The 24,642-nt window shown below is 39.2% G+C and carries 4 protein-coding genes; all 4 read left to right on the top strand.

Annotation, left to right across the window (positions count from 1 at the left end; genetic code table 11):
* Positions 1-30: 30 nt before the first annotated feature.
* The 4 genes from BZ167_RS08470 to BZ167_RS08455 all read left to right on the top strand — a co-directional run bounded on the left by BZ167_RS08470 (position 31) and on the right by BZ167_RS08455 (position 24,522).
* Positions 31-7,653, top strand: coding sequence for a non-ribosomal peptide synthetase (locus BZ167_RS08470; RefSeq protein ID WP_071392181.1), 7,623 nt, complete (start codon positions 31-33; stop codon positions 7,651-7,653).
* Positions 7,613-18,370, top strand: coding sequence for a non-ribosomal peptide synthetase (locus BZ167_RS08465; protein WP_071392180.1), 10,758 nt, complete (start codon positions 7,613-7,615; stop codon positions 18,368-18,370). Before BZ167_RS08470 ends, BZ167_RS08465 begins: the two co-directional genes overlap by 41 nt.
* An 82-nt stretch (positions 18,371-18,452) precedes the next feature.
* Positions 18,453-19,706 (top strand): ACP S-malonyltransferase, encoded by a 1,254-nt coding sequence (gene fabD, locus BZ167_RS08460; protein ID WP_061047153.1) that lies wholly within the window; start codon positions 18,453-18,455, stop codon positions 19,704-19,706.
* A gap of 43 nt (positions 19,707-19,749) precedes the next feature.
* On the top strand, positions 19,750-24,522 hold the full coding sequence (locus BZ167_RS08455) for a type I polyketide synthase (protein WP_061047154.1): 4,773 nt from the start codon (positions 19,750-19,752) through the stop codon (positions 24,520-24,522).
* The last annotated feature ends 120 nt before the right edge of the window (positions 24,523-24,642 follow it).

Raw genomic sequence — 24,642 nt, 5'->3', positions numbered from 1 at the left:
ATTTTGATATCAAGTGAAGGAGTTTTTGTTATGACAAAAAGTATAAAGGGAGATAAAGACAGTATTGGTGAGTTAAAAACTGAAGAGCATTTTTTAGTGGCAAGTAAACCTTCTAAAGAAAAAAGAATGAAAAATCTTACATATAAATTGTCACAGCAATTAAGCGATAAGCTGAATGTATACTGCAATGGATCGGATGAACGTCTGCATGTCGTATTAACAGCGGCACTGACTTTGTTAATAAATCAATATACAGAAAGACAAAATATTGTAATCAAAACTCCTGTTTTCAAAAAGAAAAGAACGATTGATTGTGAGCAAGAAATTTTGACTCTTAAAAATGCTGTTCATGGTGAAGACCTATTAAAAGAGATCATACATAAAGTCGAATTCACCGTAGAACAGGCATTGGAAAGCCCCCAAAATAATTCTCGAACAAGTGATAAAATGACTGGCCTTCCTTTTGATGTCATGATAGTCCTTGAAAATATTCAAGAATACATACTTAATCAAGAAAATCCCGCTATTCATATCCTATTTTCGTTTATGAACCAGAAACAATACATAGAGACAGCCATACACTATAACGAATGCCTCTATTCTCAAAATATGATAAAAGATTTGTCACTGCGATTTCAGATGATTCTTGAAGCTATGGTAACTCCTGAAAATATCAGAGTGAAAGATATGAGATTCCTGAAAGAAAAAAATAAGCAAAAGAAAATCTTTGGCTGGGAAGATAATTATTCGAAAATTGGAACAATTTCGGAGGTATTTGAGCAGCAGGCTGATGAATATTCGGATAAGACTGCTTTGGTACTAGAAAACTCTTCAATGTGTTACGCAGAACTTAATCACCGTGCGAACCAGCTGGCACGGTATCTTCAGGAGTGCGGAGTAAAACGGGGAGACCTTGTCGGAATTGCTTTAGAACGCTCTTTTGATCTGTATATTAGTATTCTGGCAATATTAAAGTCAGGCGGTGCTTATGTGCCGTTAGACCCTCAATATCCGAAGCAAAGACTATCATTCTTAATCGAAGATTCAGGTGTAGAGTTGCTGATTACAAACGAAAGCATTCAGTCACAACTTCCGCCTCACGGGGACGGCGTAATCTGTTTGGATGGTATGAAAGAACAAATTGAAAAGATGGATGGATCTAATATTGGCATAAAAGGTTCCTTGGATGACCTGGCTTATGTCATGTATACGTCAGGCTCAACGGGACTGCCTAAAGGAGTAAGTATTGTTAACCGCGGTGTGATTCGGCTGGTGAAGGAGACTGATTATGCGGTGTTTGATGAGAATCAAACGTTTCTGCAACTAGCTTCTGCTGCTTTTGACGCTTCTACCTTCGAGATCTGGGGCTGTTTATTGAATGGGGGATGTCTGGCTATAATGCCTCCGGGAATACCGACGGCTGATGATATTGCAGAAGCTGTAAAAAAATATAACATTACGACTCTTTGGCTGACGGCCGGTTTATTTTCTCTAGTAGTTGATCAGCAGTTAGAATCATTAAAAGGACTTCAGCAATTATTGGTAGGCGGAGATGTGGTTTCCGTTCCGCATGTTCAAAAAGTATTAGCGCTTGGAAAGGTACAAGTAATTAACGGATATGGGCCGACAGAGGGAACGACCTTTACCTGTTGTTTCCCGGTCCCTCATGATTGGAAAGGCAGTATGCTTCCTATAGGGAGGCCTATTTCTGGTACAGAAATATTCATTTTAGATTCGCAATTAAAACCGGTAGCGCCGGGAATTCCTGGTGAGCTGTTTATTGGCGGAGATGGGCTGGCGCGAGAGTATTGGCGACGGCCTGATTTAACGAAGGAACGGTTTATATCCCACCCTTTCAATAATGATCCTTCAGCACGTCTTTATAAAACAGGAGACTTAGTGCGTTATTTAGAAAATGGCGATGTGGAGTTTATTGGACGGCGGGACGAGCAAGTCAAAATCCGCGGTTTTAGAATCGAGCTTGGGGAGATAGAAGCCCGATTGATCAATCATACAGAAATTAAAGAAGCGGCAGTAACAGTAAATCATAATGGTGATGAAGATTTATATATCTGTGCTTATTACACTTCAAATCATAAAATCGCAAAGATTGAATTGCAGCACTTTCTGAGAGACTTTCTTCCGGAATATATGATTCCATCGTACTTTAAACAAATGGATAACATGCCTTTGACGGTAAATGGGAAAATTGACAGACGGGCACTTCCTAGACCTGATATATCTCAAATGTCCGAAACAAAATATGAAGCGCCGACAAATGAAACGGAGAAAAAACTTTCGGAGATTTGGGAAGCTGTACTTGGCAGGGAACGCGTCGGTATAGATGAAAATTTCTTTGAAACCGGCGGTCATTCACTAAAGGCTTCTATGTTAATTTCCCGCATCAGAAAAACTTTCGGTACGGATATAAAGGTGAAGGAGCTTTTTGAGCAGCCTACCATCAAACAGCTGAGCCGTCTTATTCAAAAGCGGGATAAACAGAATTATCCGGTCATCAGTAAAGCGAGGAAGCAGTCTTATTATCAAGCATCATCTGCTCAGAAAAGAATGTTTGCCCTTTGGGAGACGGATAAAGACAGTATCGTTTATAACTTGCCGATTATGATTGAACTGAACGGAAAATTAGATGTAAAAAAAGCCGAGTCAGTTTTACAAGAGATTATTGGCAGACACGAAGCGTTACGGACAAGTTTCGATGTTGTAAGCGGCGATGTGGTTCAGATTATTCACGATACATGGGAGCTCGAATTTGATTATCAGAAGCTGCCGTCTGATGGGATACGACCATATGTGAAGCAGTTTATCAGACCCTTTCATTTGGACAAAGCACCGTTAATCAGAGCCGGACTCATAACGTATGAAGACCGGAATCTGCTGCTGCTGGATGTTCATCATATCGCTGCGGACGGTGTATCGGTTGGAATAATCCGCAAAGAATTCAATGCGCTGTATGCGGGTCATAAACTAAAACAGCCGCCGCTGCAATATAAAGATTATTCAGAATGGCAAGTAAGCTCAGGAACAAAAGAGGCGTTAAAGGAACAAGAGGAGTATTGGCTTAAGCGGTTAAGCGGAGATCTGCCGATTCTCAATCTGCAGACTGATTATGAGCGGCCGAGAGTCAAAAGCTTTGAAGGAAGCCGAATCAGCTTTACGGCCGATGAAAGGTTAACATCAAGCTTAAAGTCGGTGGCGAAAGAAACAGGAACAACTTTGTACATGGTGCTGCTGGCGGTATATAATGTCATGCTTTCAAAATACAGCGGTCAGCAGGATGTGATCATCGGAACAGCAGAGTCCGGAAGGTCAGACACCGAACTGGAGAATACAGTGGGGATGTTCGTCAATACCGTCGCCATAAGAAATTTTCCTGAGGAACATAAAACATTCAGAGCGTTTTTAGAAGAGGTCAAACATCATACGTTAAAAGATTTTGAGAATACAGATTACCAATTTGAAAATATTGTTCAAAAACTCGGGGTAAAAAGAGATTCGAGCCGGAACCCGCTGTTTGACGTCATGTTTACTTTTGAGAGTAAGGATTACGGATTCGGAGGAAATGAAGAGACAGCAGAATCAAATTTACTAGTATCTGAGGTCAATATATCAAGATTTGATTTAACGTTAACTGCAATGGAAACCGATGAAGGCGTTAACTTCCAATTGGAATATTGCAATCATTTATTCAGGAAAGACACAGTCGAAAGAATGGGTGCTCATTATACCCAGCTTTTACAACAGGTTGTATCAGAACCGGACACGGCAATCTGCAGACTGAATATGATAACGGATGATGAGAAACATAAACTGCTTTATGTATTCAATGATACAGCAGCCGACTTCCCGCATAATAAGACAATCCATCAATTGTTTGAAGAACAAGCGGAAAAGACACCGGAAAGAATAGCGGCAGTGTATGAAAATAATAAAGTAACTTATAAAGAACTTAACGAAAGATCAAATAGTCTGGCGAGAACACTAATGAAAATGGGGGTGAAAAAAGAGTCAATAGTAGGTATTGTTGCTGACAAATCATTAGAGATGGTGTTAGGCATATTGGGTGTGCTGAAGGCGGGAGGCGCATTTTTGCCAATTGATCCGGGATATCCTTCTGAGAGAATCAAATACATGATTGAAGACAGCGGTTCTGACATTTTATTAGTGCAGAATAGTCAGGCTGATAATATCCCGTTTGACGGGAAGGTTATTGATTTAACAGATAGTTCTCTTTACTCCGGAGATCGGCATAACCTGCCACTGATGAGTTCCGCAGAACATCTTGCTTATGTCATTTATACTTCTGGAACGACTGGAAAACCAAAGGGTGTAACGATCCGGCATATCGGAATCAGTAATCTCAAAAGTGTCTTTGAACATGATATGAATATCAATTACCGGGATAAAATTATTCAATTTGCAAGTTTTTCATTTGATGCATCAGTGTGGGAAATCAGTATGGCACTGTTGACCGGAGCGGAACTACACATCCTTTCAAGTCAAGTCATCAATAATTATACATTATTTGAAGAGTATATTAACCGGCATGACATTACTGTAGCCACTTTGCCGCCTGTATACATCAACCATATAAATATAAACGGATTATCAGCTTTAAGGCTCTTAATTACTGCTGGTTCTCAGATATCTACAAAATCCTTGAACCGGATCGTGAATAAAATAGACTATATTAATGCCTACGGCCCAACTGAAACGACAATCTGCTCTACAATGTGGAGATACTCAGAAGCTGAGAGGGCGATGGCAAAGACCATTCCTATCGGTAAGCCGATCAGAAATCTGAAAGCCTTCATAATTGATCACAACAACAATCTTGTGCCTATTGGTTTAGCGGGAGAATTGTGTGTGTCGGGTGACAGCTTAGCAAGAGGATATCTCAATAAAGAGAAAATGACGCGTGAGAAGTTTATTGATCATCCATTTGAGTCCGGAACTAAAATGTACCGAACAGGAGACTTGGCAAGGTGGCTTCCTGACGGAAACATAGAATTTTTGGGGAGAATTGATAATCAAGTCAAAATCAGAGGCTTCCGGATTGAAACTGATGAAATAGAAAGCCAGCTTCTGAAAATAAGCGGGATAAAAGAAGCAGTTGTTATAGATAAGTGCGACCTTCACGGTGACAAATACCTTTCTGCTTTTGTAACCGCAGAATATAAAATATCCGGAGCAGCTGTGAGGGAGCAATTGGGTGACATTTTGCCGCAATATATGATTCCCGGTGTCATCATCCAGGTTGAACAGCTGCCTCTCACACCAAATGGGAAAATTGACAGGAAAGCACTTGCTGAAATAGAAGAGCCTAAACATATAAAGGAGCACCTTGAAGCACCCCGTTCCGAAGTCGAACAGATTCTGGTAAATGTTTGGTCGGAAGTTCTGAAAATTGATGATATTAGTATTAATGATAATTACTATGAGCTGGGCGGAGACTCAATAAAATCTATACTGATTGTATCAAAGCTTCAAAAATACAGTCTCAGTCTAGAGGTAAAAGATCTTTTGCAGTATCCGCAAATAAAAAACCTCAGTAAACACGTGAAATTATATAAAGCTCAAACAGATCAGAGCCCGGTTAGCGGGAGAACTGAACTGGCACCGATACAAAAGTGGTTTATAGAGAATGACTTTGCGGACATTCACCACTTTAATCAGGCATTCATGTTTCAAATGAAAGAAAAAATTAATGAACACGCTCTGGCAAAGACATTTGAATTATTAGTAAAGCATCATGATGCTTTGAGGTTGATATATACAGCCGAAAATGACGAAATAAAACAAGAAGTCAGAGATGTCCAAGCCGCCCGGGATACTTTTACTCTGGACATATATGATCTGCTTGCTGATACGGATTACAAAAATACAATAGAAAAACTTGCCGATCAGTTACAAAGCGGAATGGATCTTGAAAAAGGGCTTTTAATGAAACTTGGTTTATTTCGAACAATGAGGGGCGATTATCTACTTATTGCTATACATCATATGGTGATTGACGGAGTCTCTTGGAGAATTCTGCTTGAAGATATGGAGCAGGTCTACAACAATCTGCAAAAAGGAGAGCCGGCCGTTCTTCCGCCGAAAACGGCATCCTTTCAAGAATGGACACGTAAATTGGCGGAATATGCAAACGGAAGTGAGATAAGAAAGGAACTTCGGTATTGGGAGAATATCGAAAAAACGAAGATTAAAGAAATTCCGAGAGATTTCAATAAAACTGACAGTGTATTTAAGGAAAGCCGCACCATTACTGTCAGTCTTACAAAGCAGTTAACTGATAAGCTCCAGAGGAATACAAATGCAGCTTATAACACACAGATTAATGACATCTTGCTTTGTTCACTGGGAATGGCAGTAAAAGAATGGGCGGGACTTGACAAGGTTTTAATCGGTCTGGAAGGCCACGGAAGAGAGAACATATTAGAAAACATTTCAATAGAAAGAACCATCGGCTGGTTCACCTCACTATTTCCGATCGTGCTGGATATGGAGCACAGTGATGATCTGCCTTATTGCATAAAAAATACGAAAGAGTATTTAAGAAGAATACCTCATAAAGGTATTGGTTACGGAATTATTAAATACTTGACGGCACGGGAACATAAAAAAGACATCAGTTTTACGATAAAGCCCGAGATCGGGTTTAACTATCTGGGAGAAATCTCTCAAAAAAAGCGGGCTGTTTTTCAGCATGCAGATATATCATCTGGTACAAGTGTTTCTTTATCTAATAAAAAATTGAATGCCATCGAAATCAACAGCTTTATTATGGACGGTCAACTGCAGTTGGAATTTAACTATAGTACGAAAGAGTTTAAAGAAGAAACAATTAAAACATTAACCGAATCCTATATAAACCGGTTAATCGATATTATTCAGCATTGCGAAATGAAAAAAATTCCTGAAAAAACACCCTTTGACTATGGAGATCTGGATTTATCCATTGGAGATTTGGAGCAGATTTTATCAAGCGGAAAAGAGATAGAGAAAATCCACTCCCTGACTCCTATGCAGAGCGGGATGCTTTATCATGCATTGCTTGATCCGTTTTCACAAGCCTATTTTGAACAGCTTACATTTTCTTTATCCGGTCAGCTTGATATTGGCAGATTAAATACAGCTTTTAATATGCTGATCGAGAAGTATGAAATTTTAAGAACATGCTTTTTTCATGAAGGACTAAGTAAGTTTAAACAGGCTGTTCTAAGAGAGAGAAAAGTTAAAATTGAATTTGAAGATATCAGCACTTTCTCGGAATATCAAAAGAAAGTCCGGCTTAAAGATGTCCAGTTTAAAGACAGGGGAACGAGATTCGATTTGACGAATGATTGCTTAATAAGAGTAACCGTATTAAAAACTGATGAGAAAGAATATAAACTGCTGTTCAGTTTTCACCATATTATTATGGATGGCTGGTGTATGAGTTTAATAATGAATGATATAAAAACTATTTATACGTCATTAAAAGAAGGAAGAGAGACAGTGCTTCAGCATACCGAGCCTTACAGCACCTACTTAGAATGGCTGGATAATCAGGACAAAAGTGCCGCATTAGAATATTGGGGGGATTATCTAAATGAATATGAGCAGCAAGCCGGTATTCCAAAGTTCTGCTGATGAGGGCGGTTTCAATAATAGGAAGAAAACATTCATTATTGATGAAACATGTACTTCGATGTTGAAAGCTGCAGCTGATCAATATCACATTACTTTAAGTGCATTGATTCAGACTGCATGGGGAGTTCTTTTGCAGAAGTATAACAACGTGAATGATGTTGTGTTTGGTGCGGTTATTTCCGGAAGACAATGCAGGGTGCAAGGCATAGAAAAAATGGTGGGGTTATTTATCAATGCGGTTCCTCTGAGAGTAAAAGGCGATGGTGATACGGTATTTATAGCATTAGCCCAAAAGCTGAACAGTGACTTTATCAAAGCGAATACATCATACGGTTACAGTTCTTTAGCGGATATACAAGCTCTTACAAAGATGAAAGAGAAACTGATCAACCATATGTTGGTTTATGAAAATTACCCTGTTGATGACTATGGCAAGGCGGTCGATGATACAACTGATGCTTTAAGGATTACAGATATGGAAGTGTTTGAACAGACGAACTATGACTTTGGGCTGGTTATTATTCCAGGCAGCCAAATCAAAGCAGAGATGACGTATAACAATAATGTTTATCGTGAAGATATCATTAATCGTATAGGTGTTAATTTCTGTCATGTATTAAAGCAAGTGGCAACTGATCCTACGCGTGTCCTGAAAGACATCAGCGCTGTAAATGAAGAAGAGCGCGGAATGCTCCAGGAGTTTAATAAGCAGTCCTCTAATTATACCGTGAATAAAACGATACAAGACCTTTTTGAAGAACGAGCGGAAAAGACACCTGACCAAACAGCGGCTGTCTATGCAGGAAAGCATATCACTTATAAAGAGCTAAACGAAAAGGCTAATCAAGTTGCAACATTATTAATGGAAAAAGGGGCAGGAAAAAACAGCATTACGGCTATGATGATCCGTCCTTCAGAATATTCAATGATTGGGATACTGGGAATTTTAAAAACCGGAAGTGCGTTTCTGCCTATTGATGATGAATCACCGGTCAGTCGGATAAATCATATTTTAAAAGATAGCAAAGCTGATATCCTCATTACAGATTTGTGCTTTTTAGCTGATAAAAACATTGCGGCGGAATGTTTGGATATTACGGATAAATCGATTTATACCAGCCAAAATACATCAAACCCTGATGTTCAGTATGATCTCGAGGACGAGGTATATGTTATATATACCTCGGGTACTTCGGGAAAACCGAAGGGGGTGAAGGTGAAAAATAAATCATTAGTTAATTATTCATTATGGGTATGTGATCAAATAAACATAAATTCTGACAGCAGGTCGTTAGTGACGTCAAAATATAGTTTTGACTTATGCTATACCAGTATATTTCCGGTTTTATCCGGTGGCGGACAAGTCCACTTTGTTGATAAAGAAGTGTATCTTCACTCTCTATCATTAATAGAATATATTCATAAAAATAGTATTACATATCTTAAAATGACACCCACTTTATTTTCAACATTGATGGAGGATGTTGACATGCTGGCGTCTTGTCCTGATTTAAAAGTTATCATACTGGGCGGCGAAAGCATAAACATCGGCAACGTCAAAAAGCTCGCTGAAAAATGCAGATGGATGAAGTTTATTAACCATTACGGGCCGACCGAAAGCACTGTTGGCTGTATTGCACATAGCATTGATCTAGATCATATTCAAAACTGTGAAATATACAATAAAATAGGAAGACCAATTCACGGCATTAATATCTATATTGTGGATCGTTCAGATCAACTGGTCCCTGTGGGAGCACCCGGTGAGATTTGTATCAGCGGGGTAGGTTTAGCATCGGGATATGTCAATAATGAAGAATTAACGAATGAAAAATTTATTGATAATCCTTTTCATCCCGGAGCAAAAATGTACAAAACAGGAGACCTTGGCAGATGGATGCCGGATGGAAATATAGAATTTTTAGGCCGGATTGACAACCAGATCAAAATCAGGGGTTTTAGAGTTGAAATCGGTGAGATCGAAAACCAACTATTACAGCTGGAAGGTATAAAAGAAGCCGCGGTTGTTTATATAGAGGAGAAATATCTTTCTGCATATATTACTGGGGACATTGAGATGGAAGGCTCGTTCGTACAGGAGAAATTGGCACAGGCTCTTCCGAAGTATATGATTCCGAGTTTCATAATACAACTGAAAGAGCTGCCTCTTACAGCTAACGGAAAAATCAATCGAAAAGAACTGCCTCTTCCTGACTTGCAACGGTTGTCAGTACCTCGATACGAAGCTCCGGCAAATGAAACGGAAGAAAAACTAGCTGAAATTTGGAAAGAAATGCTTGGGCATAAACGGATCAGTATAAATGAAGATTTCTTCGAACTGGGCGGACATTCTTTAACAGCTGCGTTCACTATTTCCCGCATCAGAAAAACTTTCGGTACGGATATAAAGGTGAAGGAGCTTTTTGAGCAGCCTACCATCAAACAGCTGAGCCGTCTTATTCAAAAGCGGGATAAACAGAATTATCCGGTCATCAGTAAAGCGAGGAAGCAGTCTTATTATCAAGCATCATCTGCTCAGAAAAGAATGTTTGCCCTTTGGGAGACGGATAAAGACAGTATCGTTTATAACTTGCCGATTATGATCGAACTAAATGGAAAATTAGATGTGAAAAAAGCCGAATCAGTTTTACAAGAGATTATTGGCAGACACGAAGCGTTACGGACAAGTTTCGATGTTGTAAGCGACGATGTGGTTCAGATTATTCACGATACATGGGAGCTCGAATTTGATTATCAGAAGCTGCCGTCTGATGGGATACGACCATATGTGAAGCAGTTTATCAGACCCTTTCATTTGGACAAATCACCGTTAATCAGAGCCGGACTCATAACGTATGAAGACCGGAATCTGCTGCTGCTGGATGTTCATCATATCGCTGCGGACGGTGTATCGGTTGGAATAATCCGCAAAGAATTCAATGCGCTGTATGCGGGTCATAAACTAAAACAGCCGCCGCTGCAATATAAAGATTATTCAGAATGGCAAGTAAGCTCAGGAACAAAAGAGGCGTTAAAGGAACAAGAGGAGTATTGGCTTAAGCGGTTAAGCGGAGATCTGCCGATTCTCAATCTGCAGACTGATTATGAGCGGCCGAGAGTCAAAAGCTTTGAAGGAAGCCGAATCAGCTTTACGGCCGATGAAAGGTTAACATCAAGCTTAAAGTCGGTGGCGAAAGAAACAGGAACAACTTTGTACATGGTGCTGCTGGCGGTATATAATGTCATGCTTTCAAAATACAGCGGTCAGCAGGATGTGATCATCGGAACAGCAGAGTCCGGAAGGTCAGACACCGAACTGGAGAATACAGTGGGGATGTTCGTCAATACCGTCGCCATAAGAAATTTTCCTGAGGAACATAAAACATTCAGAGCGTTTTTAGAAGAGGTCAAACATCATACGTTAAAAGATTTTGAGAATACAGATTACCAATTTGAAAATATTGTTCAAAAACTCGGGGTAAAAAGAGATTCGAGCCGGAACCCGCTGTTTGATGTCATGTTTGTACTTGAAAATGCAGATTACGGTATTGAAAATCACTTGGATCCAAATCCGGAAGAGCATATTCAAACCGAGATCAATATTTCAAAATTCGATCTAACGCTAACCGCGACGGAAATTGATAAAGGAATCAAGTTCCACTTGGAATACTCCAGTCAATTATTTGAAAAAGAAACAGCCGAGAGAATGGGTGCCCATTTTACGAAGCTTTTACAAAGTGCAGCTGCCGGCCTAGATCAACCTTTAATGAAACTGGATATGATTCCTGAACAGGAGAAGCACACATTGCTCCATATATTCAATGACACGGCAGCTGAATTTCCGCGAAATAAAACGATTCATCAATTATTTGAAGAGCAGGCAGAAAAAACACCTGAACGTATTGCGGCTGTCCAAGAAGATACGCTATTAACCTATAAAGAACTAAACGAGAAATCAAACAGCCTGGCTAATCTTTTGAGACAAAAAGGAATTAGAGAAAACAGCATTGTCGGAATCATGACAGAGAGATCTTTTGAGATGATCATCGGAATTATCGGGGTGCTGAAAGCAGGGGGAGCGTATTTGCCGATAGATCCTGAATATCCTGATGAAAGAGTAAATTACATGCTGAAAGACAGTGATGCAAACATTCTCCTAATTCAAAACGGATTGTCAGGTGGTATTACATTCAATAAAGAAATTTTATCATTAAGCGATCCTGCTCTATATATGCATAACAGAAGTAATCTGCCGAATGTCAGTTGCCCGGAAGACCTTGCCTACATGATTTATACTTCAGGGACTACAGGGCTGCCGAAGGGCGTCATGGTAAAACATAAAGGCGTGGTAAATTATATTCATTGGGCAAATAAGATATATGTAAATGATGAAGATATTGATTTTCCTCTGTATTCTTCTATTTCTTTTGACTTAACGGTTACTTCAATTTATACACCGCTTATTTCAGGAAATAAAATTATCATTTATGAGGGACCGGACAAGGCTCTTCTGATCAGAAGAATTATAGAAGAAAATAAAGCGGATATTATTAAGCTAACGCCGACGCATTTGAGATTGCTGGAGAATGTAGATTTAAGTACGTCAAAGATAAAAAAAATAATCGTCGGCGGGGAAGAGCTGAAAACCGGGCTTGCAAAAAAGATACACGGTGCATTTAACGGTCATGTCAAAATCTACAATGAATACGGCCCGACAGAGGCTACAGTCGGGTGTATGATTCATCAATATCATATTGAAAGAGACAATGGCAATGCAGTATCAATAGGCAAACCTGCGGATAATACTAAGCTTTATATATTAGGAAAACAATTGGAATTACTTCCTTTAGGGGCAGCCGGGGAACTTTGTGTCAGCGGAGAAGGGCTTGCGGAGGGATATAAAAATAAAGCGGGCTTGACGTCAGAAAAATTTGTAGATAACCCCTTTGAACCCGGGGCTAAGTTATACAGAACAGGGGATATGGCAAAATGGATGCCGGACGGGACAATTGATTATTTAGGAAGAATTGATGATCAAGTCAAAATCAGAGGGTATCGTATTGAAACGGGAGAAATAGAAAACCGGCTTCTGAAAATGAGTCACATAAGAGAGGCTGTTGTTGTAGCGAGAGATGACCAACATGGGGATAAATATCTCTGCGGTTATGTTACTTCCGACAAAAAAATAGATGTTTATGCTTTAAAAGAAAATCTGTCTAAAGAATTACCGTTATTTATGGTGCCAAGTTATATCTTCCAGATTGAAAAAATGCCGTTAAGCTCAAACGGAAAAATAGATACGAAATCATTGCCGATTATAGATATTGCGGATGTATTGGAGTCTGCATATGAAGCACCGCGAAATAAAAAGGAACAAATTCTCGCATGCGTATGGGAGAAAGTTCTGGGGATGAAATCAATCGGGATTAACTATAACTATTACGAGATCGGCGGAGACTCAATTAAATCCATTTTAGTAGTTTCCGAACTCCAAAAATACGGCTTAAAACTTGAAGTCAGAGATTTAATGAAATATCCGCACATAAAAGACTTGAGTGCTCACGTAAAATCAGCTGATATACAAGCAGATCAGTCGATTGTAGAAGGAGACGTTGATCTGACACCGATTCAAAAATGGTTTATAGAACAGAGATTTGAACAAGAAAACCACTATAACCAAGCCTTTATGCTTTACAAAAAGTCCGGCATAGAAGAAAAAGCAATCGAAACGGCCTTTTTGGAACTGGTGAGGCATCATGATGCCCTCAGGATGCAGTTTAAAAAGGAAAACGGTGAAATTAAGCAATGGAATAGGGGCATTAAACAGGCAAAAGAAACATTTACTTTAGACGTATTTGATATGACACAAACAGAAGATCCAGCCATGGCAATTGAATCACTGGCTGACCGTATGCAGAACGAATTGAGCTTGGAAAAGGGGATTTTAATAAAACTGGCGGTATTTAAAACCAAAAACGGAGATCATCTTCTATTAACCATTCATCATATGATCATTGACGGAGTATCTTGGAGAATCCTATTGGAAGATTTTGAAACAGCTTATCTTCAAACAGTTAATGGGAACAAGGTGGAGCTGGAAACTAAAACAGCATCGTTCAAAGAATGGGCGCGTCAATTGAAAGAATATGCAAACAGCAAGGCTCTTCAAAAGGAAGCTGGGTACTGGGAGACCATAGAAACGGCTATTATTGAACCTCTTCCAAAGGATTTCATTGCCGAAAGCTGCTCTTATGAAGATAGTAAAGAAATTAAAATTGAATTAACAGAGGATCAAACAAAAACACTTTTAAGAAATACAAATGCAGCATATCATACACAAATTAATGATATATTGCTTTGCTCACTGGGACTTGCAGCCAAAGAATGGACCGGCAACGAGAAGATCCTTGTGAATCTTGAAGGGCACGGCCGTGAAAGTGTTATAAAAACCCCGGTCCATCGCACAATAGGCTGGTTTACGACAATATACCCAATTGTTCTCGATATGACAGAAAGTAATAGTTTATCAAGCTCCATTAAGTATACAAAGGAAATGCTTAGACATATCCCCCAAAACGGGATTGGTTACGGAATACTCAGATATTTGTCGGACTCGGTTCACCTTCAATTAAAACCTGATATCAGTTTTAACTACTTGGGTGAATTTGGCCAAGAAGATCGCAGCAACCTATTTCAAATATCACCTTTGTCCGCCGGAACGAGCATATCTGGAAGAAATAAAAAGACACATAGTATAGAAATAAATGGATATATCATGGATGGCAGGCTGATGTTTTCGTTCAATTACAGTGCAAACCAATATAAACGAGAGACGATTGAGCAATTTACGAAAGCCTATCAATTGAAAATAAATCAGATCATAGAACATTGTGTGAATAAGAAAATATCTGAGAAAACCCCATGGGATTATGGGGATCCCGATCTTCAAATAGAGGAGTTAAATCAAATTCTTGCAAGCGGTGCTGAAGTAGAAAAAATTCATTCTCTTTCACCGATGCAGGAAGGCATGCTATATAACGCTGTGATTGACCATCAATCTAGCGCTTATTTCGAACAAAGTGAAATAACAGTTGAAGGAAATCTGAATACAGAAGTTCTCAGTGACGCATTAAACAGACTGATTGCTAAATATGAAATATTAAGAACGTCATTTTTCTATAACGGTTTCCGTGTATTTAAACAAGCCATTTTAAAAGAAAGAAAACTAAACATTCAATATCATGATATCAGCCAATGGGAGGAGCAGAAGAAGGATGCCTTTGTAGGGCAATTCAAGGTGAGAGACAGGAATACTCCGTTTGATCTGAACAAAGATTGTCTGATCAGAGTATCGGTGATCAAGCTGGGAAGAAATAAATTTAAAGTCATATACAGTTTCCACCACATTATTTTGGATGGCTGGAGTGTCGGTATTCTGTTAAAAGAGCTTATGGATCTATACGGTGACGTGGCTGAAGGGAAAAAACTCCTTCAAGAAACACCTGTACCGTACAGTCGTTATCTTGAATGGCTTGATCAGCAGGACAAGGACCGTGCATTTGAATATTGGAAGGAATACCTTTCTGCATATGAACAAGAGATCTCATTTCCGGAACTGGAATTGAAATCTGACGAGTATCAGCATGATCAAAAACTGGGAGCGCTTAACGGTGAAACCGCCGCTAAGCTGAAAAAAATCGCTGAGTCAAACAGCATTACATTAAATTCTATCGTTCAAACAGCATGGGGGATATTGCTGCAGAAATATAACAATACAAATGATGTGGTATTTGGTTCCATTGTTTCAGGCAGACCGAGTGAGATAAACGGAATTGAAAATATGGTCGGCTTATTTATAAATGCAGTGCCAATCAGAGTGAAAAGAGAATGTGATACATCATTTATTTCATTGGCTAAACAAATAAATAAAGACTTTATTGAAGCGAACGAATACAGTTATTGTTCTCTGGCAGACATACAGTCTTTGACAAGTATGAAGAATAAATTAATCAATCACGTAGTCGTGTATGAAAATTACCCGTTGAATGAGGATCTTTTCCAAGATTCAGCCCGTTCGAGTGTAAAAATAACTGCTGAACATGGGTTTGAACAAACCAACTATGATTTAGAGCTTTTAATTGCTCCCGGTGACGAATTGCATATGAAAATCACATATAACGCCAGTGTTTACAGTAAAGAAACGGTAAGTTCAATCTTGGATAACCTGGTTAGCGTTTTACAGCAGGCAGCGGCTGATCATGAAGTAATGGTTTCTCAGATCGATATGGTAAATGAGACAGAGAAACAAAAGCTGGTGAAAGAATTCAACTGCACGGAATTATCATATAAGAAAGAAAAGACGTTACAAGAGCTTTTCGAAGAGCAAGCTGTAAGGACACCTGATGCAATCGCTCTGGAATGGAACGGAGACTTCCTGACCTATAAGGAGCTGAATAATAAGGCAAATCAATTGGCACGAGCCCTCAGGGAAAACGGCATCAAAGAGAATGTTGTGGTTCCTATTTTGGTAAGAAGGTCTTTCCGATTGATTATAGGAATATTAGGAATACTAAAGGCAGGGGGATGTTACTTACCGCTTGATCCAGATTATCCGGCAGACAGGATCAATTATATGCTGAAAGACAGTAAAAGCGGCCTGCTGTTAACTGAGGAAGGACTTCCAAATGAATTAACGTACAGCGGAACTGTATTTAACATAGATTCAGAGGATTTATTACATCACTTGGAGACGAACATTGATGTTATTAACAGGGCCGAAGATTTAGCATATGTCATTTATACGTCGGGATCAACCGGAAAACCGAAAGGGGTCGCCGTAGAGCACCGTGCCGTTCATAACTTTATCAAGGGAATAACAGACAGGATCAGCTTTTCACAAGACAATGTCCTTCTTTCGGTCACCACGTGTTCATTTGACATATTCGGATTAGAGTCGCTGCTGCCTTTAACTCAAGGGCTGAAAGTTGTCATAGCCGGTGAAGCGGAACAAAGAGATCCGTACTTGTTAAACAAGATCGTTGTTGAGACTGATGTCAATACTATTCAGCTTACGCCATCCAGATTAAAGCTGATGCTAAGTGCAGAAAACAGCACGGAGAGTCTTCAGAAATTGAAGACCATCATGGTTGGGGGCGAGGTATTTCAACGGGAATTGTTATTTGAACTAAAAAAATATAAAAATCTGAAGATCTATAATATGTACGGTCCGACTGAGACGACGATTTGGTCTTCTGTGAAAGACTTAACCAATGAAAATAGTGTAAATATAGGCAAGCCGATTGCGAATACACAGATATATATTGTAGATCATGATGGAAACACTGTACCGCTCGGCAGTACTGGCGAATTATGCATTGCTGGAGCCGGAATGGCCAGAGGATATTTAGGAAAAGAAGATTTGACTGCGCAAAAGTTTGTAGACAATCCGTTTGTTAAAGGAACCAAGATGTATAAGACAGGAGATTTAGCAAGGTGGTTGCCAAATGGTGAACTGGACGTTATCGGAAGAATGGACAATCAGGTAAAGATCAGAGGGTATCGGATAGAATTGGGAGAGATTGAAAGCATAGTAAACCAACACGAAAAAGTTAAGGAATGTGTAGCTGCCGGAAAAACAAATTCCGCAGGAGTCCAAGATTTAGTTCTGTATTATGTGGCAGAAAGCACTGTATATCCTTCAGAATTTATTAAATTATTATCACCTGTGCTTCCTGAGTATATGATTCCGCAGATCTTTATGAAAATTGACCAAATTCCGCTGACAGCAAACGGAAAAATAAATGTCCTGGCACTGCCTGAACCTGTGATAGATAGAACAGGTTTTGACCGGCCTTTTGAGGAAGCGGTAACGGATGTACAAAAAAGTATCAGCCGTGTTTGGACCGATGTTTTAAAAATAGAAGAGCTTGGAATACATGATAACTTCTTTGAAGCAGGCGGTAATTCAATCAAAATCGTTGCAGTTTATAATGAGCTTCAGAAGCTGTATCCAAAACAAATTCAAATTGCTGACTTGTTTGCATATCCGACTATTTACAGATTGTCCGAATATATAGAATCAGCTATAGCCTTTGCGGAGATAGCAGTGTCCTTGGAAAAAGAAATCATTCCTATTACTTTACCGCTTGAATACATCTCGGAATCAACTGGACAAAGTCATACAGCCATGCACGAATATGCGGTAAATGCGAATTATTATGATGGTTTAAAAACAATATGCAATACCTACAAATATGATATTTCTCATGTTTTATTAGCGGGTTATGTATTTTTATTAGCTGATGTCAGCCAGCAAAACTTGGTTCATATCCAATTTTCGGGTCATGGAGATGATCGGATGAGTCAGCTGTCTTTTGATCTGTCTGATATCGAGAATTTTCACGATATTATTCGTATGGCGAAGGAGCAGATTGAGAATCAAGAGGATTCAGATCAATACGATTTGAATACTCACTATAAGAAATCAAGTTCGGCCCAAGATGTTTTTCCTCTTTTTTATATTAGTAATGAATCAAAAAAAGAGTACTCAGAATTATATGATCTGGTTTTTGCAGTTCATGAAAAGCCATCCGAAGCAGAAATCGTTTTTATATATAACCATCAGAAACTAAATGAGCACAAAATGAAAGATTTATTTTATAACTACATGAATTTGGTTCAAGTGATTACAGCAGACAAAGCAGACAATTCAATATAAAGCGGCCGGTTCTGCCTTACATTTTGCTGATCGGCAGAATGTAAGGCAAATCAGGCATTATAGAGACTTTGGAGGTATTTAAATGTCGAAAATAGGTTTTTTATTTTCAGGACAAGGATCTCAATATGCAGGAATGGGCAAACGTTTATGTGACAATTTTATTATCGCTAAAAAAACGTTTGACGAAGCCAGTGATGCATTGGGATTTGACCTGAAGAAATTATGTATAGATGGAAGTGCCGCTGAGCTATCTCAAACAGAAAATACTCAGCCGGCCATCCTGACAACAAGTATTGCACAATTCAGAATCTACATGGAAGAGGTCGGAAAAGAACCTGAATACATCGCCGGCCATAGTTTAGGAGAATATTCTGCCTTGGTTTGCAGTGACGTTTTGGATTTTCAGGACGCTGTAAAGCTGGTGAGAGCCAGAGGATTATTAATGAAAGAAGCTGCCGCACAAGGGACCGGAGCAATGGCTGTTATCAGGAACCTGGATGAAAGAATAGCAGAAGAAGAGTGCGAATCTCTCTCTTCAAGAGGAAAAACGATTGCTGTTTCTAACCACAATGGATATAAAGATGTTGTGGTATCCGGAGAAGCGGCAGCAGTTGAAGAGCTTAGTGAAACTCTTAAAGCCAGAGGAGCAGACATTTTTAAATTAAATGTAAGTGCTGCTTTTCATTCTCCGATCATGGGTTTTGCTGCGGAAAAATTCAGCCATGAGCTAAAAAAGTATGATCTCAGAACTCCAAAATACAAAGTTTTATCTAATGTGACGGCTCTTCCATATTCGGATAAACAGCAAATGGCTGACATACTGGGAACTCAAATCGTAAAACCGGTAAATTGGATGGGAATCATGAAGTATTTAGAAGCAAACCATACTGATACTGTGATTGAATTTGGACCGAAATCTGTATTAAGGAATCTTGTAAGAAACAATATCGCTGACATCAAATCGTACAGCTATGACAAAGAAGAGGACGTGAAAATTATAAAAGAGACTCTTTTGAACGAATCTGTTTCACTGCAAGCCGGTTTTTCTATTATCTCGAGAAGTTTAGGGATCGCGGTTGCTACTAAAAATTACAACTGGAACAATGAGGAATACGCCAAAGGTGTAATCGAACCATATGAAAAAGTAGCTGCCATACAGGCTGAACTTGAAACATCAGGTCGTCAGCCGTCAAGAGAACAAATGCATATGGCAGTAGAAATGCTGAAGTCAGTGTTTCGAACCAAAAAAACCCCTATAGATGAACAGAAAAAAAGATTTAATCAATTATTTTCTGAAACAAACACAAAAAAACACTTTGAAGACTTTGAAGTTTGACAGGTATGATTACCTATCTAGTGATTCTCAGCGAGGTAAAAAAATGAAAACAGACTTTATAAGTTTAAGTAATTTAAAAGCGGCCGCTTTTACAAATCAAACTCTGAATGTAAAGAAACAAAAAAACGAGGTAGGGGCCAAAGACATTTCCGGAGATGACATTGCCATTGTCGGTTTATCATGCAGAATCGGCGAAGCCAATCACGTAAATGAATATTGGGATTTACTTTTACGAGGAAAAGAGTTCATCAGAGACATTCCGCTGAACAGAAAAAAAGATGCTGACCAGTCATTAAAAAACAGCGGAACCAAGTACAGTAAAGATGCAGCCTATACAAAAATAGCCTATATGGATGAGATTGATAAATTTGATTGTGACTTTTTCAGTATCCTTCCAAATGAAGCAAAGTTGATTGATCCCAGACAAAGATTATTTATTGAAACGGCCTGGAACGCATTGGAAGACGGGGGTTACGGCGGCGGAAAATTATGTGGGACAAATACGGGAGTATACATTGGACTCAGCAGTGACGGCTCAAATGAATACTTCAGATTGCTTGAAAAAGGAGATCAATCGTTACTCGGACTGGCTACCGCGGGTAACATTAAATCAGTTATCGCAAGCAGACTGTCATATATCTTGGATTTTAAAGGGCCAGCAATGGTAATCGATACTGCATGCTCTTCATCGCTTGTCGCCCTCCATACGGCTTGTCAGGCAATAAGAAATAAGGATTGCGATATGGCATTAGCCGGCGGAGTGAACATAAAAGTATTCCCCAAGACAATAGAGGAGAGCAGGTTAAATATCGGGAATTCTTCATCTGATTTTGCTGTAAGGACTTTCGATGATTCAGCTGACGGCACGAATAGCGGCGAAGGAGTCGCTGCCGTATTGCTGAAGCCGCTGGCCCAAGCGATTCGTGATCATGACCAGATCTATGCAGTCATTAAGGGGAGCGCTGTTAACCAGGACGGCAGCTCAGTAGGAATTACCGCTCCTAACGCAGCAGCTCAAGAACAAGTAATAGTAGATGCTTGGAAAAATGCAAAAATAGATCCTAAAACAATTACATATATTGAAGCTCATGGGACAGGGACCAAATTAGGGGATCCGATTGAAATAAATGCGTTGCAACGGGCTTTCAGAAAATATACAGACCGAAAACAGTTCTGTGCCGTATCTTCAGTCAAAACAAACATCGGGCATCTTGATAGTTTGGCGGGAATAGCGGGTTTAATTAAAGCGGTAATGGCATTAAAGCATAAAAAAATTCCGCCAAGTTTACATTTTAAAGTGCCGAACCGAAATATCAATTTTCATGAATCGCCTGTTTACGTCAATGACTCCGTTTCAGCATGGGAGAGCAGCGGAGTATACAGGTGCGGCATCAGCAGTTTTGGGCTGAGCGGTACAAACTGTCATGTCATTTTAGAAGAGGCACCCGCAGTTGAAAAAGTCGATCAATCCGTTTTATCTGAACATATTTTTACTGTTTCAGCTAGGACTAAAACATCACTCGCGCACTTGCTTACAGATCATATTGATTATTTAAAGAGAGAAACAGATGTGAATCTGGGAGATATATGTTATACAGCAAACACTGGGAGATTGCCAAACAAATACAGAATCGCTATGGTAATAAGCTCTGTCGCGGAACTGCTGGAAAAGCTGGAGTTTTTATCATGCTCTGAATGGAAAACGTATCGGGAGAAAAATATATACTTTCAATCGATAACAAATCAAACAAAGTTTATAGGAAAAACGCATACAGACAGTGTGCAGAATACTCAAACAATAAAAAATGTGATTCAAAGAGTCAGACAAAACGTCTCTAATATTTCAACCTCTGACTCACATATTTTATGTGAAATGTATTGTGATGGGGCGAATATCAACTTTGAAGATCTTTATAGCGAGATGAATTTTCAAAAGGTCAGCTTGCCGACATACAAATTCAGCGGAAAAAGATTATGGGCTGAGCCGGCTGCAGACGGCCCTTCAGCCGATGAGAAAAAACAATCTTTATTGAGCAATCTTGCAGTGCAGTCACTGAATCTGGAAGTGTATATATCCCATTTGAATGTCACTGATTATTGGTTTTTAAATGAACATAAAGTGAATGATTCTTACGTTATCCCTGGAACGGTTTATATAGAAACAGCTAGAGAAGCGGGAAGAAAATACTTCGGCGAACCTTTCGGCATTCTGTTAAAAGACGTTACGTTTTCAAATCAGTTAAAGGTAAAAGCAAATGAAGTTAAAGAAGTTCATACGATCATAAAGAAAAAGGACAGCGTTTTAGAGTTTAGTGTGATAAGTAAGTCCGGCGATAAATGGATAAAGCACGCGGAAGCGGTCATTGCGAAAGAAGAACCGGTACGGGAAACATATGACATTGAGGATTTAAAGAAAAGCTTCAACGCTGTCTATGCCATTCAACGTAATAATCATCCATTGACAGAAATAAACACCGATGAATACAAGTCGGTTTATCATATAGAAGATACCAATAGACCGGAAAGCATCGTTCAAGTCGGAGGCAGATGGAAATGCACCAATGCAATCTACAGAGACGACGACAGGCTTCTATGTGAATTGGAATTGCCGAAAGAATATGAGAGTGATTTCGTTCAGTTTTCGCTTCATCCTGCGATGATGGATTGTGCCGTTAATGCCGGGACATTCACGATAGATAACGAAACCTATCTCCCTTATTTTTATAAAGAATTTAAGATTTATGGATCCGCTTCTAAAAAGTTTTACAGTTATATCAAGAAAAAGAGCCGAAGCAACGGAGAAACAGGAACGTTTCGCATCGTCCTGCTGAATGAGACTGGAGAAGTATTCGGTGAAATAAACAATTACATCGTAAAAAGGGTGCATAAAGCAGCTGAAAAGACTAAAAGAAACAATATATATCATAAGCTATCTTGGATAAGAGAAAGCGATCAATCACACGAGATGCGAGAAATTCATCATCCTATTTTATTATTTAAGAATAATGGCTGCAGTTTATCCGAGGAAATCATTCGAAGCTTAGAACTGGAAGGGAAAACTGTGATTGTCGCGGAACAGGGTGACTATTTCTCTAAAATCGGAAGCCATCATTATACAGTCAGTGATTCTCAAGAAGATTATGACTGTCTTGTAAAAACTCTTCAAAGTGAAAAGGTTTCTCAGATTGTCCATTTGATGTCTATCAGCGATGAGAAAGACAAAAACATATATCAGCTTCAGAAAAAAATATCCTCAGGGGTAGACAGTTTATTTTATTTAACAAAATCACTTGTAGAAAATACAAAAAATAACATAGAACTGATGCTGTTTGCAGACCTTGCACATCAAGTAAGCGGTGAAGAACCAGACATTAACCCGCATAACGCGGCATTTTTCGGTTTTGGAAAAGTAATTGAAAAGGAATATTCGCGTGTAAGTGTCAGATGCATAGATTTGGATCAAAATCTTATGGCGGAAAACATCATGTTTGAAATCAACTCAAAAAAACAGTCAGAGCTTGTCGCTTACAGAGACCGGCATAAATACGTTCAAGAGCTCCAGACTGAAGACTTATCCGTAATTCGGGAAGGGAAAATAAGCATCAGAAAGAACGGTGTATATGTTATTACCGGCGGTATGGGCGGACTGGGATTAGAAATGGCCAAGTATTTATCATCAAAAGAAAATGTCCAATTAATCCTCATTGGACGCTCCGAGCAGCAGATCAACATGGAGAAGGGAAACAAAAAGAAAATCGATGCTCTAAAAGAAATAAAAGAAAGCGGTTCTAAGGTAGATTACTATAAGGCCGATGTCGCAAATGAAAGTGAAATGATTCATGTATTCGAGGAAATAAAGAGTAAATACAATACAATCCACGGTGTCATACATAGTGCTGGTGTTTCTGGAGATGGGTTTATTTTCAGAAAGGAAAAAAAAGTGTTTGATAACGTGCTCAGACCGAAAGTTAATGGAACATGGATATTAAACGAGCTGACAAAGCATGAGCATCTGGATTTCTTCATAATGTTTTCTTCTATCACAGCACTTGCGGGGAGTATGGGGCAGGCTGATTATACTGCGGCTAATGCCTACCTGGATTCCTTCGCAGAACGCAGACAGCGAAGAAGACCGGATGAAAAAACAGTTACGATTAATTGGTGCGGCTGGTCTGATGTGGGTATGCTTGCCGAATATATTGAAGAGCGTCAAAAGGCCGGAAACGAACATAAAGATGAAAACGGCTTTAAGACGATTACCTCAGCTGAAGCGATACGTGCCTTCGATGAAGTCATGCAAAAGGACATCCGGAATGTGATCATCGGGGAAATTGATCATCGGGTACTGGAATTAAATCAAGATCAAATTCAGTTCCGATTATCTCCGGATATTTTGACTTTTAAGGAGCAGGCGATTGTAAAAAAATCTGTTGAGTCGAAAACTGATCAGACATTTTGCTTCAGCGATATTGAAAATAAACTAATGAAAGCTTGGATAAAAGTTTTAGGCTTAGAACAAATCAGTATAACTGATAAATTTTATGATTTGGGCGGAGATTCAATATCCGCGATATATCTGGTAAAAGAAATAGAGAAAGAATGGCCTTCTCTCATTGATGTTTCTGATATTTTTACGTATCCCTCCATTAAGGAGATGTCAACCTACCTTGAATCCCACTTCAGTGATCAGAAGTCTTCTGACCGAATCCCTGAAGAAGACAATGAAGATGACCTGGATGCAATTTTGAATAAGCTGGCATCCGGAGAGATGGAAGTCAGCGAAGCAAATCAAATATTTCATCCAGACCGAAAATAACTGAATTGGGCCTGTAAAAATATATTCGCAAAATGGAATATTGGCAGGCTGCGAATTGAATGAAGAAAAAGCAGCCTGCCTATCACATTATTACGGGAATTGAATTCCATTTTAAGGTAA

Source organism: Bacillus sp. 275 (genome assembly GCF_001999205.1).
Classification (GTDB): domain Bacteria; phylum Bacillota; class Bacilli; order Bacillales; family Bacillaceae; genus Bacillus; species Bacillus velezensis.
Note: the sequence above shows the minus strand (reverse complement) of the source record. Positions and strands in the feature narration are given on the sequence as shown.

Excerpts from the sequence above, each read along its gene's own strand:
- BZ167_RS08455 (WP_061047154.1), top strand. The coding sequence starts at position 19,750 with ATGAAAACAGACTTTATAAGTTTAAGTAATTTAAAAGCGGCCGCTTTT.
- BZ167_RS08465 (WP_071392180.1), top strand. The coding sequence starts at position 7,613 with ATGAATATGAGCAGCAAGCCGGTATTCCAAAGTTCTGCTGATGAGGGC.
- fabD (WP_061047153.1), top strand. The coding sequence starts at position 18,453 with ATGTCGAAAATAGGTTTTTTATTTTCAGGACAAGGATCTCAATATGCA.
- BZ167_RS08470 (WP_071392181.1), top strand. The coding sequence starts at position 31 with ATGACAAAAAGTATAAAGGGAGATAAAGACAGTATTGGTGAGTTAAAA.